16 protein-coding genes are annotated in these 14,940 nt (G+C 60.5%); 10 read left to right on the top strand and 6 right to left on the bottom strand.

What is annotated here, in order from left to right:
- Window positions 1-2 precede the first annotated feature (2 nt).
- Entirely contained in the window at window positions 3-677 is a 675-nt protein-coding gene (locus tag AC1D2P_RS16510) for a YciC family protein (protein ID WP_046028868.1), read from the bottom strand.
- 178 nt (window positions 678-855) lie between these two features.
- On the opposite strand from AC1D2P_RS16510, the gene AC1D2P_RS16505 reads away from it, so the two are divergent.
- The 3 genes from AC1D2P_RS16505 (at window position 856) to AC1D2P_RS16495 (ending at window position 2,866) form a co-directional block, all read left to right on the top strand.
- Entirely contained in the window at window positions 856-1,614 is a 759-nt protein-coding gene (locus AC1D2P_RS16505) for a DUF2076 domain-containing protein (protein ID WP_477757948.1), read from the top strand.
- 138 nt (window positions 1,615-1,752) lie between these two features.
- Entirely contained in the window at window positions 1,753-2,232 is a 480-nt protein-coding gene (locus tag AC1D2P_RS16500) for a LabA-like NYN domain-containing protein (RefSeq protein ID WP_007946629.1), read from the top strand.
- Window positions 2,233-2,254: 22 nt separating this feature from the next.
- Window positions 2,255-2,866, top strand: coding sequence for a 3'-5' exonuclease (locus tag AC1D2P_RS16495; protein ID WP_046028672.1), 612 nt, complete (start codon window positions 2,255-2,257; stop codon window positions 2,864-2,866).
- 177 nt (window positions 2,867-3,043) lie between these two features.
- Here AC1D2P_RS16495 and AC1D2P_RS16490 read toward each other — a convergent pair whose 3' ends face one another.
- Complete coding sequence (locus AC1D2P_RS16490; RefSeq protein WP_109786329.1) at window positions 3,044-3,502, bottom strand: Lrp/AsnC family transcriptional regulator; 459 nt, start codon at window positions 3,500-3,502, stop codon at window positions 3,044-3,046.
- A gap of 163 nt (window positions 3,503-3,665) precedes the next feature.
- Between AC1D2P_RS16490 and yedA the strand changes: the two genes are divergently transcribed.
- A complete protein-coding gene (yedA, locus tag AC1D2P_RS16485) occupies window positions 3,666-4,592 on the top strand; it encodes a drug/metabolite exporter YedA (RefSeq protein ID WP_477811507.1) in 927 nt (308 codons plus the stop codon).
- Window positions 4,593-4,670: 78 nt separating this feature from the next.
- A complete protein-coding gene (locus AC1D2P_RS16480) occupies window positions 4,671-6,005 on the top strand; it encodes an RNA helicase RhlE1 (protein ID WP_109786327.1) in 1,335 nt (444 codons plus the stop codon).
- Between the two features lie 120 nt (window positions 6,006-6,125).
- Here the strand turns inward: AC1D2P_RS16480 and AC1D2P_RS16475 are convergent, their stop codons facing one another.
- Both AC1D2P_RS16475 and AC1D2P_RS16470 read right to left on the bottom strand, forming a co-directional pair.
- A complete protein-coding gene (locus tag AC1D2P_RS16475; protein WP_477811506.1) occupies window positions 6,126-7,370 on the bottom strand; it encodes a TIGR03862 family flavoprotein in 1,245 nt (414 codons plus the stop codon).
- A gap of 298 nt (window positions 7,371-7,668) precedes the next feature.
- On the bottom strand, window positions 7,669-8,589 hold the full coding sequence (locus AC1D2P_RS16470; protein ID WP_109786324.1) for a histone deacetylase family protein: 921 nt from the start codon (window positions 8,587-8,589) through the stop codon (window positions 7,669-7,671).
- 74 nt (window positions 8,590-8,663) lie between these two features.
- Between AC1D2P_RS16470 and AC1D2P_RS16465 the strand changes: the two genes are divergently transcribed.
- From AC1D2P_RS16465 to AC1D2P_RS16455, 3 genes are all read left to right on the top strand, one after another.
- Window positions 8,664-9,233, top strand: a complete 570-nt coding sequence (locus AC1D2P_RS16465; RefSeq protein WP_046028662.1) for a GNAT family N-acetyltransferase — start codon at window positions 8,664-8,666, stop codon at window positions 9,231-9,233.
- 104 nt (window positions 9,234-9,337) lie between these two features.
- Window positions 9,338-10,207, top strand: coding sequence for an acyl-CoA thioesterase II (gene tesB, locus AC1D2P_RS16460; protein ID WP_477757946.1), 870 nt, complete (start codon window positions 9,338-9,340; stop codon window positions 10,205-10,207).
- Entirely contained in the window at window positions 10,204-10,797 is a 594-nt protein-coding gene (locus tag AC1D2P_RS16455; protein ID WP_223522712.1) for an HAD family hydrolase, read from the top strand. Before tesB ends, AC1D2P_RS16455 begins: the two co-directional genes overlap by 4 nt.
- Window positions 10,798-10,884: 87 nt before the next feature.
- Here AC1D2P_RS16455 and AC1D2P_RS16450 read toward each other — a convergent pair whose 3' ends face one another.
- Window positions 10,885-11,844: an alpha/beta hydrolase gene (locus AC1D2P_RS16450; protein ID WP_477757945.1), complete on the bottom strand. Its 960-nt coding sequence runs from the start codon at window positions 11,842-11,844 to the stop codon at window positions 10,885-10,887.
- A complete protein-coding gene (gene ypfJ / locus AC1D2P_RS16445; RefSeq protein ID WP_477757944.1) occupies window positions 11,845-12,741 on the bottom strand; it encodes a KPN_02809 family neutral zinc metallopeptidase in 897 nt (298 codons plus the stop codon).
- A gap of 251 nt (window positions 12,742-12,992) precedes the next feature.
- On the opposite strand from ypfJ, the gene AC1D2P_RS16440 reads away from it, so the two are divergent.
- Both AC1D2P_RS16440 and AC1D2P_RS16435 read left to right on the top strand, forming a co-directional pair.
- Window positions 12,993-13,769 (top strand): IclR family transcriptional regulator, encoded by a 777-nt coding sequence (locus AC1D2P_RS16440; protein WP_077431228.1) that lies wholly within the window; start codon window positions 12,993-12,995, stop codon window positions 13,767-13,769.
- Between the two features lie 212 nt (window positions 13,770-13,981).
- A complete protein-coding gene (locus tag AC1D2P_RS16435; protein WP_046028645.1) occupies window positions 13,982-14,860 on the top strand; it encodes a DMT family transporter in 879 nt (292 codons plus the stop codon).
- Window positions 14,861-14,940 lie beyond the last annotated feature (80 nt).

The following is a 14,940-nucleotide window of genomic DNA, read 5'->3' as shown; positions in this document are numbered from 1 at the left end:
AGTCAGAGCGGCCGGTCAATCTGCTCGGGTGCATCGCCGATCAGCATGAACAAACGGAACAGCACCACGCTGGTGAACAGTTGCAGGAAGCTGTGAGCACTGTCGATCAGCAGGGAAATCACCGGGTTCTGTGGCTCCGGGTACACCGCGAGGGTGGCACCCTTGAGCAGCCACAACGGGGCCATCACGCACAGGATGCACACCAGAATGCGCATGAAATGGCCGCGGGTCAGGCGCAGGCTTTCTTTCATGGCCGCCAGTGGGGCCATGCCGCGCAGCACCAGCAAATACTCGCCGAACGCCAACGTCACCATCAGCCAGATGCCCGGCAGGAAATACAGCGAAAGGCCGAGCAGAATCAGCAGGGTATTGAGCGCCGTCAGCAGGGCGAAGCGCGGCCACAAGTAGGCGGACCTCGCCAGCAGGTCGCGATTGCGCGGGGATTCGCCCCGGCTGCGGGCGTCGAGAAACAGGATCAGGGCGGCGGTGTACAGCGGATAAACCAGCAAGCCGACGATCACGCTGACGCCGGGGAAACTGTCCGGTTCGGTGGAGTGGTCGACCACTTGTTGCAGCAGCGCCTCGAAGATCACCAGCGGCAGGCACAGTTGCACGATCTGGCCCAGATTGCGCTTGAAGAAATACAAGGAGTCACGCAGCACGTCGAACGGATTCATCAGTCGGTATCGCTGGTCATAAGCAGTTACACACTGTAACCGATGATGTACCGCCCGAAGCAAACGTAAACGTTAGGTAAAGCTCATTGAAACAACTTGCTTCAGCCTCCATTAAGGTCGAGCACCTTATCCTCTTTGGAAAAGGACAACGATTTCCCCGGCAATCTACGAGGTCGCCATGAACAGCGAAGAACAAACCCTGATCGATGGACTGTTTTCCCGGCTGCAACAGGCCGAAACGGATTCAGCCCCGCGCGACGCCCAGGCCGAGGCGCGGATCAAGGAGCACCTGACTCGCCAGCCCGCGGCCGGCTATTTCATGACCCAGGCCATTCTGGTTCAAGAAGCCGCCATCAAGAGCCTCGACGAACAGAACAAACAACTGACCCAGCAAGTGCAGCAATTGCAGGCCGAACTGCAATCGGCCAAGGCACAGACAGCGGCCCCGGCCCCGAGCAGTGGTGGCTTTTTGTCGAGCATCTTCGGCAGCAGCGCCCGTGATCCGCAGCCGGCCCCGACCCAGAGCGCACCGCCGTCCACCGGTGGCTGGCGTGAACCGGCACGGCCATCGTTCAACTCACAAGCGCCACAGCAGAACTTTGGTACCGCATCACCCCAACAAAATTACGCCCCTCAGCAGCAAGCGCCGGCGGCGGGCAGCGGTTTTCTCGGCGGTGCGCTGAAAACGGCGGCGGGCGTGGCGGGTGGCGTGATGCTGGCACAAGGCATCAGCAGCCTGTTCCATCACAATCAGCAACCGGAAGTGGTTGAAGTCATCAAGGAAGAGCCAGCCCAGGTCAATGACCAAGGCAACAATGGCTGGGGCGATGACCAGCGCATGGCCGACAACTCCAACGATCAGGGCGGTTTTGCCAACAGTGACTACAGCGATGAGGACTCATCGTTCTTCGGCAGCGACGACGACTCCTTCGTCTGATATGCCATTCGTCCGGGGCGYGACCGTGCCCCGGGCCGATTATTCGCGGAACAATCCTTCGGGCTGGCATACTGGGCAACTTTTCGGGCCAGGTGCCTGATCTCGCCTGCGCGCCTGTGCGCCAAGAGGAAGCCCGCGGTGAAAAAAATCGCAGTGTTCGCCGATGTTCAAAACCTCTATTACACCGTGCGTCAGGCCTACGGTTGCCACTTCAACTACGCCGCGTTGTGGGCTGATATCAGCAAACAGGGCGAGATCGTCGAGGCCTATGCCTACGCGATCGATCGCGGTGACAGCAAGCAGCAACAGTTTCAGCAGATCCTGCGCAATCTCGGTTTCACCGTGAAGCTCAAGCCCTATATCCAGCGCAGCGACGGCTCGGCCAAGGGCGACTGGGACGTGGGCATCACCCTCGACATCATGGACGCCGCCGATCATGTCGACGAAGTGGTGCTGGCCTCCGGTGACGGTGATTTCGACATGCTGCTGGAACGCATCATCAGCAAACACGGGGTGCAAGCGGTGGCCTATGGCGTACCGGGCCTGACCGCCAACTCGCTGATCCGCGCCGCCAGTCGTTATGTGCCGATCGAAGGCGCCTTGCTGCTCAAGAATTGATTTTTACGGAGTTGAAACAGGTTTGGAACGCATCGCAGTCATCGACTTTGAAACCACCGGGATCTCCCCGAGCAGCAGCTGCCGGGCCACGGAAATTGCCGTGGTCATCCTTGAAGAGGGGCGCATCGTCGAGCGTTACCAAAGCTTGATGAATGCGGGCGTGCGCGTCCCGGCGTTCATCGAGCAACTGACCGGCATCAGCAACGCCATGCTGCGCACCGCGCCGTCGGCGGAGCAGGTGATGAACGAGGTGAACGAGTTCGTCGGCTGCACTCCGTTGCTCGCGCACAATGCGGCGTTCGACCAGAAGTTCTGGGACTTCGAACTGGGGCGGATCAAACGTACGCGTTTGCAGAACTTTGCCTGCTCGCTGCTGCTGGCCCGGCGCCTGATGCCCGCCGCGCCGAACCATAAGCTCGGCACGCTCACCACATTTGCCAACCTACCCGATACGGGCAAGGCTCACCGGGCCATGGCTGATGCAGAGATGGCCGCGAACCTGACGACGCACTTGATGGAAGAATTGCAGCGCAGGCATGGGCTGCGTGAGTTGTCCCATGATTTGCTGTGCGGCTTGCAGAAAGTGCCGGCGGCGAAGATCAACGAACACCTCAAGCGCCATCGCGGGTTCTGAAACCACCACAAAATCCCCTGTCCCTGATCGTTCCCACGCTCCGCGTGGGAACGCCTCATCGGACGCTCTGCGTCCGCTCTTGGGACGCGGAGCGTCCCGAGCTGCATTCCCACGCAGAGCGTGGGAACGATCCAGTCACCCTCAATGTTGACTGTTAAACCGCCATCGCGAGCAAGCTCAGCTCCTACAGCCATTGCCTTCGATGTGCCCCAGCGGCACGCGCTTCTCTATCGCACTCGACAACACAATCGACGTCTTGCTGAAGCCAAACGTGGCAATCCGGTTGATTAACTCCTCCAGCTCCGGCATCGAGCCCACCGCCGCTTGCATGATCACGCACGGATCGCCGGTCACCCGGTGGCATTCGGTCAGTTGCGGGATTTTGATCAGGTCGTCGTAGGCCTTTTGATTGCCATGCTGGTTCAAGCGCAGCTCGATGACGCACTGGATCGGCAAGCCGAGCTTGGCCATGTCGACTTTTGCCTGGTAACCGGTGATCACACCGCTGGCTTCCAGCTTGGCCACACGTTCGGCCACGGCCGGGGCGGACAGGTTGACCTTGCGCGCGAGGTCGGCGTAGGACGCACGACCGTTTTCCAGCAGGGCACTGAGCAGCATGCGGTCGTATTTGTCCATGGTCGTCTTCCTGAAAAGTGACTGACTTTCGAAAGCACGGTTTATATCGATAATCACCGTTCTTTGAAAAGTGTACCGGCGCTATAAACAGGTTTTGTAACTTATTTTTAGCCGTTGGCCTTTCTAGAATAGCGGTTCTCTTGTCTTTGCCTGCGAGCGCACCATGCCTGGCCTTCGTCGCTTTCCCTTACCGTTGATCGCTGCCTTTTTCGCCTTGTACGTGATTTGGGGCTCGACGTACCTGGTGATTCGCATCGGCGTGGAATATTGGCCGCCGCTGTTGCTCGCCGGGGTCCGCTTCGTGATCGCCGGGTCGTTGATGTACGCCTTCCTGCGCTGGCGCGGGGCGCCGGCACCCACCTGGGCGCAGTGGAAAGCGGCGGGGATCATCGGGATCTTGCTGCTCAGCTGCGGCAACGGCGCGGTCAGCGTGGCGGAGCACACGGGCGTGGCCTCTGGTGTCGCGGCGTTGGCGGTAGCGACGGTGCCGCTGTTTACCTTGCTGTGCGGCTATTTCTGGGGCGCGCGTAATACACGTCTGGAATGGGCCGGGATTGTGCTCGGACTGATCGGCATCGCCATGCTCAACCTCGGCTCCAATCTGCAATCGAGTCCGTTGGGCGCGGCATTGCTGATATTTGCCGCTGCCTCCTGGGCTTTCGGCTCGGTGTGGAGCAAACATTTGCCGTTGCCCCAGGGTGCCATGGCCAGTGCCGTGGAAATGCTGGTGGGCGGCGTGGTGTTGCTGATCGGCAGCGCGGTCAGCGGTGAGCATCTGCAGGGCATGCCGCCAATTGAAGGCTGGGCGGCGCTGGCGTACCTGACCGTCTTCGGTTCGATCATCGCGTTCAACGCCTACATGTACCTGCTGAAACATGTGCGTCCGGCGGCTGCCACCAGTTATGCCTACGTCAATCCGGCGGTGGCGGTGTTGTTGGGGATCGTGTTTGTCGGCGAGACCATAGGGATCGAAGAAGGGCTGGCGATGCTGGTGATCATCAGCGCCGTGGTGTTGATCGGTTTGCCGCAGTGGCGTCGTACGCCTGTGCAGCCGACTGTAGCCGYGCCGACAGAATCGCGAGTGAATTAGGGTAAACTGCGCGCCATTGCATCTTGTTTTGCACACTTGTTTTGAAAAACCCGCGCTGAATTTCCCTACGGTACTCCCATGACTTTCGCCACCCTTGGTCTGATCGAACCCTTGCTGCGCTCTCTCGAGACGCTCGGCTACCAGACCCCGACGCCGGTTCAGGCGCAAGCCATTCCGGCGGTGCTGGCCGGTCGCGACCTGATGGCCGCCGCTCAGACCGGCACCGGCAAGACCGCCGGTTTTGCGCTGCCGCTTCTGCAATTGCTGGCCATGGAAGGGCCGAAAGTCACCGCGAACTCGGTGCGCGCACTGATTCTGGTGCCGACCCGTGAGCTGGCGGAACAGGTTCACGAAGCCGTGAGCCAGTACGCCGAGAATCTGCCGTTGCGCACTTACGCGGTGTACGGCGGTGTCAGCATCAACCCGCAAATGATGAAACTGCGCAGCGGCGTCGATCTGCTGGTGGCGACGCCGGGCCGTTTGCTCGACCTGTTCCGTCAGAACGCGCTGAAGTTCAATCAGCTGCAAACCCTGGTGCTGGACGAAGCGGATCGCATGCTCGATCTGGGCTTTTCCGAGGAGCTGGGGAACATTTACAAGGCGCTGCCGAAGAAGCGTCAGACGCTGTTGTTCTCGGCGACGTTCTCCGATGCGATCCGCACGCTGGCCGGGCAAATGCTCAACGACCCGCTGAGCATCGAAGTCAGCCCGCGTAACGTGGCCGCCAACACGGTGAAACAGTGGGTCGTGACGGTCGACAAGAAGCGCAAGCCGGAGTTGTTCATTCACTTGCTGCGCAAGGGCAAGTGGAAGCAAGTGCTGGTGTTCGCCAAGACCCGTAACGGTGTGGACGCACTGGTGGAAAAACTTCAGGGCCTGGGCGTCAATGCCGACGGCATTCACGGCGACAAACCACAGGCAACGCGCCAGCGCGCACTGGACCGTTTCAAGGCCAGCGAAGTACAGATCCTGGTGGCGACGGACGTCGCGGCCCGTGGTCTGGACATCGAAGACTTGCCGCTGGTGGTCAACTTCGACCTGCCGATCGTGGCCGAAGACTACATCCACCGCATCGGTCGTACCGGCCGTGCGGGCGCCACTGGGCAGGCCATTTCGTTGGTATGTGCCGATGAAGTGAATTTGCTGTCGGCCATCGAGACGTTGACCCGTCAGACATTGCCTCGGCAAGTGGAGCACGACTTCGAACCAGAACACCGCGTGCCGGACACCGATGCCAGCGGTCAGGTCGTCAAGAAGCCGAAAAAACCAAAGAAGCCAAAGACCTCCGGTGGCGGCAAGCGCAACCTGGGCAAGTGGGTTGAGAGCGGGGATGCTTCGGCGCCGGAGCCTTCGATCAAACCTGTGCGTAAAGTGCCGGTGTTCAACACCGGGCCGCGTAAGCGTAAGCCTTAACAGCTGTGGCGAGGTGATCGTTCCCACGCTCCGCGTGGGAATGCCTCAATGGACGCTCTGCGTCCGCTGTTGGGACGCAGAGCGTCCCGGGCTGCGTTACCACGCCCCGCGTGGGAACGATTATCCGTGGCGGTGTTTCAACCACTCCACCATCCCCATCCCCGCCGCACGCCCGCTGGCGAAACACGCGGTCAGCAGGTAGCCGCCCGTCGGCGCTTCCCAGTCCAGCATCTCCCCCGCGCAGAACACGCCAGGCATTTGCTTGAGCATCAATCGCTCATCCATTGACTCGAACAACACACCGCCAGCACTGCTGATGGCTTCGTCCAGTGGACGGGTTTTTACCAGCGTCAGTGGCAACGCCTTGATCGCTTTGGCCAGCAGCGCCGTGTCGCTGAAGCAGTCGGCCGGGGTCTGTTCACGCAGTAACGCTGCTTTGACCCCATCAATGCCCAGCTGACTGTGCAGGTGTTTGGCCATCGAGCGTGAACCGCGAGGTTTGCTCAGTGCCGCCTGCACTTTATCCACAGGCCTGCCGGGCAGCAGGTCGAGATGAATAGTTGCGCAGCCGTGCTGGTTGATGGCATCGCGAATCGGTGCCGAGAGGGCGTAGATCAAACTGCCTTCAATCCCGGTGGCGGTGATCACGCATTCGCCGAGCCGTGGAACGTCGTCATTGAGGCCGATGGCGATGTTTTTCAGCGGGGCGCCGGCGAATTTACTGACCATCAGTTCGCTCCAGGCCTGCACCTCGAAGCCGCAATTACTCGGTTGCAATGGCGCCAATCCTACTCCGCGCTGATCCAGTGGCAGCATCCAGGCACYGTCCGAACCCAGGCGCGACCAACTGCCGCCACCGAGGGCCAGCAGCGTGGCGTCCGGCGTCAGGTTTTTTTCACCCTCGGGGCTTGAGACTTTCAGGCTGCCATCGGTATTCCAGCCGAGCCAGCGGTGGCGGGTGTGGATAACTACGCCGGCGTCTCGCAGGCGTTTTAGCCAGGCCCGCAACAGCGGCGCGGCTTTCATGTCGGTCGGAAACACCCGGCCGGAACTGCCGACAAAGGTTTCGATACCCAGGTCATGAATCCATTGGCACAGCGCGTCGGCGCCAAAGGAGCGCAGCAGCGGTGCAATCTGCGGGGCGCGCTCGGCGTAGCGCGAAAGAAACGCCGGATAGGCTTCGGAGTGGGTGATGTTCATGCCGCCGACACCGGCCAGCAGGAATTTTCGTCCCACTGAAGGCATGCCGTCGTAGAGGTCGACCTTGATCCCGGCCTGGCTCAGGACTTCCGCCGCCATCAGGCCGGCAGGGCCACCGCCGATGATGGCGACTTGAGGGGAGGGTGGATTCGACGGCTGGGTCATGATGAGCGCTGCAGTGTGGCGGAATAGCCGCGCATTCTAGCAGTACCCAATTACTGTGGGAGTGGCGGTGCGGCGATCCGACTTGCCCGCGATAGCGGAGTGTCAGTCAACAAAGACTTTGAATTTGCCGGCCTCATCGCGGGCAAGCCCGCTCCCACAGTTGATCTTCGATGGTTTCAGAAGAGCTGTTCAAAAAACAATCATCAAGTTGTAGCCCATGCCTGGTATGGGCTGCAGGCCCTTTCACTCAGGTTATCCACAGGCAGTTCCACAGGCATTGTGGGTAAAGGCTCACGACTCAGTGACAACCTGATGACTGCCAGACCCGTTGAGCGCTGTGATGCAGGATGCCGTGCCGGCGTGCCAGGGCTTTGCGGTCCTTGCTGTAACCGCCGCCAATCACTCCGACCACCGGAATATCCCGGCCCAGGCAATGGCGCATCACGCTTTCATCTCGCGCCGCCACGCCTTCGTCCGTCAGCTTCAAGTAACCCAGTGCGTCGTCCTTATGCACATCGACCCCTGCGTCATACAGCACCAGGTCCGGTTGATAGAGCGGCAGCAAATAGTTGAGCGCATCGTCGACCACGTTCAGGTAGTCGGCATCGCCCATGCCTTTGGGCAGCGGGATGTCCCAGTCACTTTCGGCTTTGCGTGCAGGAAAATTCTTTTCGCAATGCAGGGAAACCGTCACTGCGTCCGGGGTGTTGTGCAGGATCCGCGCAGTCCCGTCGCCCTGATGCACGTCGCAGTCAAAGATCAGCACCCGATTCACTCGGCCACTTTCCAGCAGGTAACGGCTGATCACCGCCAGGTCGTTGAAAATGCAGAACCCGGCCGGGTAGTCGTAATGGGCGTGATGCGTGCCGCCCGCCAGGTGACAGGCCAGACCGTGCTCCAGCGCCTGTTCCGCCGCCAGCAATGAACCGCCTACCGCGCGCACCGTGCGTCGCGCCAGGGCTTCGCTCCAGGGCAGGCCGAGGCGACGTTGGTCTTCACGGGACAGCTCGCCACTCATGTAGCGTTCGATATAGGCAGTGTCATGGGCGAGGGCGAGTATGTCCGAGGGGCAGAGCTGCGGGCGCAACAGATCGGCGTCCTTGGTCAGGCCGCTGTCCACCAGGTGATCGCGCAGCAGGCGAAACTTGTCCATGGGGAAGCGGTGATCCGCCGGGAACTCGGGGCTGTAGTCTTCGTGATAAATCAGCGGCAGCGGCATGATGATTTCATACAGGAATGAGAGAAGGATCCTACCAGCGATGTAGACTTGCGGCATGGAAACAGGGGGGCACCATGGAGCCAATACTGCAACTCGAAAGTGCGCGACTGCTGTTGCGGCAGTGGCGCGATGAGGATTTGCCGGAATTTGCGGCGATGTGCGCCGATCCGCAGGTGATGCGATATTTTCCGGCACCGTTGAGCCGTCTGGAAAGTGCCTCGCTGATCGGGCGTATTCGCGGGCATTTTGCCGAGCATGGTTTCGGCCTGTGGGCACTGCAACGCAAAGACACTGGCCAATTCATCGGATTTACCGGGCTGGGTGTGGTGGGCTTCGACGCACCATTTACCCCCGCGACCGAAATCGGCTGGCGCCTGGCCCGTGAACATTGGGGCCTGGGGTATGCCAGTGAAGCGGCATGGACCGCTCTGCGTTGCGGGTTTGACCGGTTGGCGCTGACCGAGGTCGTGTCCTTCACCGCCAAAAACAACACGCCCTCCGAGAAAGTCATGCAGGCCATCGGCATGCACCATGATTCAGCCGATGACTTTGAGCATCCCAGGCTCGCGGCCGATCATCCCTTGCGTCACCATGTGCTTTACCGCATCACCCGTGAACAATGGCTGCAAACCTTGCATGGATAAGCCGGCGCGCACGTTTACAATGGCGCCCATGGGGCCTGTCCCGAAAGTGTATCGACCGTGCCAGCCAAGACTGCGCGGCAATGTTTTGTGTGAGGAGAGTCTGAATGAGCCAAGTGTTGGATGATCTGGTCGACTTGCTGACCCTGGAACCGATCGAAGAAAACCTGTTCCGCGGCCGCAGCCAGGACCTGGGTTTTCGCCAGTTGTTCGGCGGTCAGGTGATCGGTCAGTCGCTGTCGGCAGCCAGTCAGACGGTTGAAGCAGCCCGGCATGTGCATTCCATGCACGGGTATTTCCTGCGACCGGGCGATTCCGCGTTGCCCGTGGTTTATCAAGTGGACCGGGTGCGCGATGGCGGCAGTTTCAGCACGCGCCGGGTGACGGCGATCCAGAAGGGCAATCCGATTTTCACCTGCAGCGCCTCGTTCCAGTACGACGAAGAAGGCTTCCAGCACCAGACCGAAATGCCACAAGTGGTCGGCCCGGAAAATCTGCCGACGGAGCTGGAAATCACCAAGAGGCACGCGCACCTGATCCCCGAGCACATGCGCGAAAAGCTGCTGTGCCCGAAACCGATCGAATTCCGCCCGGTCACCGAAAAAGATCCTTACAACCCGCTGCCATCCGATCCGATCAAGTACGTCTGGTTTCGCGCCGACGGTGCCCTGGCCGACTCGCCGGCGCTGCACAAATACTTGCTGGCCTATGCCTCGGACTTCGGTCTGTTGGTGACCTCGATGCAACCTCATGGCAAATCGGTCTGGCACAAAGACATGCAGGTCGCCAGCCTCGATCACGCGCTGTGGTTCCATAAGGACCTGCGCGCAGATGACTGGTTGCTTTATGCGATGGACAGCCCATGGGCCGGTAATTCCCGTGGCTTCAACCGTGGCAGCGTGTTCAACCGTGCAGGACAACTGGTGGCCTCGGTCACGCAGGAAGGCCTGATTCGTCATCGCAAGGATTGGGCATGAGCCTGGCCGAAGTGCGTCACTGGGTGTTCGACATGGACGGCACCCTGACGGTGGCCGTGCATGACTTCGCGGCGATTCGCGTGGCGTTGGCGATCCCGGCTGAAGACGACATCCTGACCCACCTCGCCGCACTGCCGGCCGATGAAGCGGCGGCTAAACATGCGTGGCTGCTGGAGCATGAACGTGATCTGGCGCTGGGTTCGAAGCCGGCGCCGGGTGCCGTGGAGCTGGTGCGAGAATTGGCCGGGCGCGGCTATCGCCTGGGGATTCTCACGCGCAATGCCCGGGAGTTGGCGCATGTGACGCTGGAGGCGATTGGCCTGGCCGACTGCTTCGCGGTGGAGGATGTGCTGGGGCGTGATGAAGCGCCGCCCAAGCCGCATCCCGGTGGTTTGCTGAAACTGGCCGAGGCCTGGAAGGTGCCCGCGAGCGAAATGGTGATGGTCGGTGATTACCGCTTTGATCTCGATTGCGGGCGAGCGGCAGGGGCACGGACGGTGTTGGTGAATCTGCCGGATAACCCGTGGCCGGAACTGACGGACTGGCATGCGGCGGATTGTGTGGTGTTGCGGCAGATGCTGTTGGCTTGAGGGCCTCTTCGCGAGCAGGCGCCTGCTAAAAATCTACGGTGGGAGCCGGGCTTGACCGCGATGGCGTCAGCTCAGGCACCCCTACACTCACTGCCCAAACAACGCCTTGATCCCCTCCGGCGAAGTCAACATTTCATCCCCGTTATGCCCGACGCCTGGCACTTCAACCAGTCGCTGGTTCACTCCGCGCGGATTGCGACGCAGCAGATAATCAAAGTAAAAGTGCCCACGAGCCAGGCGATTCGCGCCTTGGGCCTCTGCTTCACACCCCTTGTCCAGTGCAGGCTGTTGCGGGTCGATGTCTTGCTGCCCGAGCAGATAAGTCACGTCACGTTTGACGTAATTGCCTTCAATCTGCGGTGACGTTTGCCCACTGCCATAGAGGGGTAAATCTGTCAGACCATACTTCCAGCGATTGAACCCCGGACAGTTCGCGTGGTTGAACACCACGGGCCGACGCTCATCGAAATACGCGTACGAGGAAGGGTTGGCGACAACATAGCGAACCTTAATGCCTGCGGCCGACAGCTCCGGTTGCTCGTGAGCGAGCAATGCATAACGCTGGACGACCTGGGCGCCACCGGAATGTCCGGCGATGACGATCTCTTTCAAGTCCGGAAACTGCTGGCGATCACTGACCCTCGCGATGATTTGATCCAGCGCCGCATAGGAACTCACCGCAAAGGGCGCGGTGGACATCCCGCCCGCCATCCAGTCATTGCCCTGCCAGCGCAACACAGTGTCTGCCACGGGATGCAGTGCTACGTCGGTTTCATTGAGAAATTGCGGGGCGATCACCAGCGTGGATGCACTTTGGCCCGCCCACTCTGCTGCTTGCTCGGCGCTTTGCCGATAGGTTTCTGCGTTGCGCAAGCGACCATGGAGGATGATCAGCACACGTTCGATTTTCGCCGGAGCCGGGCCGATGCCCACCGCCATCTCGCCTTCTTTGAGCAACAGCCGACCGGGGCTTACTGCCTTGACCGCATGCTCGGCGGCCTGGGTTGTTGCACAGGTAAACAGTAGAGCTAACAGCCACTTATTCATTTACAAATTTTTCGCCGCAAAGGTATCGCACTGGCCCACCTGGCCTTGCGCAAATCCGGTTTTGAACCAGCGCACCCTTTGCGCTGATGTGCCATGGGTAAACGAGTCCGGCACCACGCGACCCTGACCTTGCTGCTGCAAGCGGTCGTCGCCGATGGCGTTGGCGGCGTTCAAGGCTTCTTCGATGTCGCCCGGTTCCAGCCAGTTCAGACGTTTCTGCGCGTTGTTGGCCCACACCCCGGCCAGGCAATCCGCTTGCAGTTCCTGGCGCACGAGCAAGCCGCCATCGCCTTCCATTTGCCGGCCTTGGGCACGGGCTGCCTGAATTTTCGCTGAAACGCCGAGCAAGGTCTGAACGTGATGTCCGACTTCGTGAGCAATCACGTAGGCCTGCGCGAAGTCACCGGCGGCGGAAAAGCGTTGCGACATTTCCTGGAAGAACGCCATGTCCAGGTAGACCTTCTGGTCCGCCGGGCAATAGAACGGGCCGGTTGCCGACGTCGCCAGACCGCAGGCGGAGTTGACGCGATTGCTGAACAGCACCAGCGTCGGGTCCTTATATTGCCGACCTGCCTGCTGGAAAATCTGACCCCACGTGTCTTCGGTGTCACCGAGGATCGAGCGGACGAATTCGGCGCCCTCATCGTTTGCCGGTGGCGCCTTGCGGGTCTGGTTAGTGGCTGGCGCCGATTGCTCGCTCATTTGACCCGTGAGTTGTCCGAGGATTTGTAGCGGATCCTGGCCCGTGATCCAGCCGATGCCGACAATCAGAATGATCGCGGTCAGGCTCAAGCCCCTGCCGCCACCGAAACGCATTCCGCCCCCACCGCCACCGCCGGCATCATCGCCACGGGCATCGACCACGTTGTCGCTGCGTCGGCCTTTTTTCCATAGCATGTGGGAATCCTCTGATTGTCCGTGGGGGTGAGTGTTGCTGGTGTGAGGGAGCGGCGCCAGTCCGATCGTCCGGGTTTCGGCTATTCCCGGCGTTCGCCTGCAGTATTCCAGACTTGTATGAACGTGGACTCCCCATCGAATTCCGTCAGGTGCCGGGTTTTTATCGAATGAACCTGGCGATCGACGAGTTCCAGATTTCGCATTACCGGGTTCATCTTCTAGAATCAGGCAAATTGTGTGTGGAACCTCCCATGGCCGGCAGTCAGATCGAACGTGTTTTCAGCGTGCTGGAAAGCCTTACCAGTGACCCGCGCGGACTGCCGATGCAGACCCTGGCGGAACAACTGGACATCCCGAAAAGCGCGACCCATCGCTTGCTCGCCGAGCTGATTCGGTTGGGCTATGTGCGACAGAATCCAGAGAACCTGCGCTATCACCTGACCACTAAATTGATCGCGATGGGGTTTCGTTATCTCTCGGGCAGCGGCGCCGATATCGTGCAGCCAGTGCTGGATCGCCTCGCGCAGGAGACCGGTGAACTGGTGCGCCTGGGCGTCATTGAAGGCGAGCGGCAGATCTGGATCGCCAAGTCGCAAGGTGCCCGGTCCGGCCTGCGTTACGACCCGGACATGGGCCGCGATGCGCCGTTGTTCTACACCGCATCGGGCCACGCCTGGCTGGCGTGCATGAGCGATGCCGAGGCGTTGTCGCTGGTAGAACGCCAGGGCGGGGAGCGGCCCAAAGACCTGGGGCCGAATGCGCCGCGTTCCAACATTGAACTGCTGGAGCGCTTGCGTCTGGCGCGTGAGCAGGGTTATGCCTGGGTTGAAGAGAGTTCGGCGGTGGGCACCTCGGCGATTGCTGCCGTGGTGCGCCATCCGAGCGAGGGGCGGGTGATGGGGGTGCTGAGCATCGCCGGGCCGAGCGCACGTATGCCGGGTGCTCGGTTGCATGAGTTGGCGCCGCTGTTGTTGAGGTATACCGAGGAGTTGTCGGCGGCGAGCCTTGCTTCAGAGTTGTTCAGCTGATTCGAACACACCACCCATCCATTGTGGGAGCGAGCTTGCTCGCGATGGCGGAGTGTCAGTCGACATCAATGTTGAATGATGAATGGCTATCGCGAGCAAGCCCGCTCCCACAGTGAAACCGTGCGATGTTCGAACACTTTCGGCCTATGCTTGTATTGGAATCTGGAACCAGGTTCTAAATTATTGTAATTCGCCAGGCACAAGGGACCCCCATGACCGTCAGCACTCCGCTCTCCGGCGTAAACCAGCCCTTCAAAGGGATTTTGCTGATCGTCGTCGCCACGTTCCTCTTCTCCAGTCACGACGCCCTGTCCAAATACCTCTCCGGTTTCTATCCGATCGTCATGGTGGTTTGGGCGCGCTATGTGGTTCACACCTTGTTGATGGCGGGGATTTTCCTGCCGCAATCCGGATTGCGCGTACTGCGAACCAAGCGGCCATGGCTGCAAGTAATGCGGGCGTTGTGCCTGTTGGGCACCAGTCTGTTTTTCACCACCGGTTTGCAATACATCCCGTTGGCCGAAGCCACGGCGGTCAACTTTCTTGCGCCGGTATTGGTCACCGCGCTGTCGGTGCCGTTGCTGAAGGAACACGTCACCCGCGGCCAATGGATCGCGGTAATTTGTGGATTTAGCGGCGTGTTGATCATCGTCCACCCCGGCGGTGATCTGTTCACGCCAGCGGTGCTGCTGCCGCTCTGCTCGGCGCTGTTCTTCTGCTTCTATCAATTGCTCACCCGCAAGCTCAGCAACATCGACAGCCCGACCACCAGCAACTTCTTCGCCGGCCTGTGCAACACCCTGGTGATGAGCGCGCTGGTGCCGTTCTTCTGGCAAGTGCCGAGCCTAGGGCATGGCTTGATGATGGTCGCGTTGGGCGCGTGCGGGATGACGGCTCACTTGTTCCTGACCCAGGCGTTTCGCTACGCTGCGCCGGCGTTGCTGGCGCCGTTCGGTTATTGCCAGATTGTGTTTGCCGGTCTGCTGGGCTGGCTGCTGTTTGCCCACACACCGACCCTGACTACGGTGATCGGGATCGCGGTGATTTGCTGCAGCGGATTGGCGGCGGCGTGGCAACAGAGTCGCCGATAAACAGCTATCGATGAACGACCTGTGGGGGCGAGCCTGCTCGCGAAGGCGTCAAGTCAGTCAACGTTAATGTTGAATGACAG

This window comes from Pseudomonas sp. P1_F1_2, from assembly GCF_056405815.1.
This window is presented reverse-complemented; position numbering and strand designations above follow the sequence as displayed.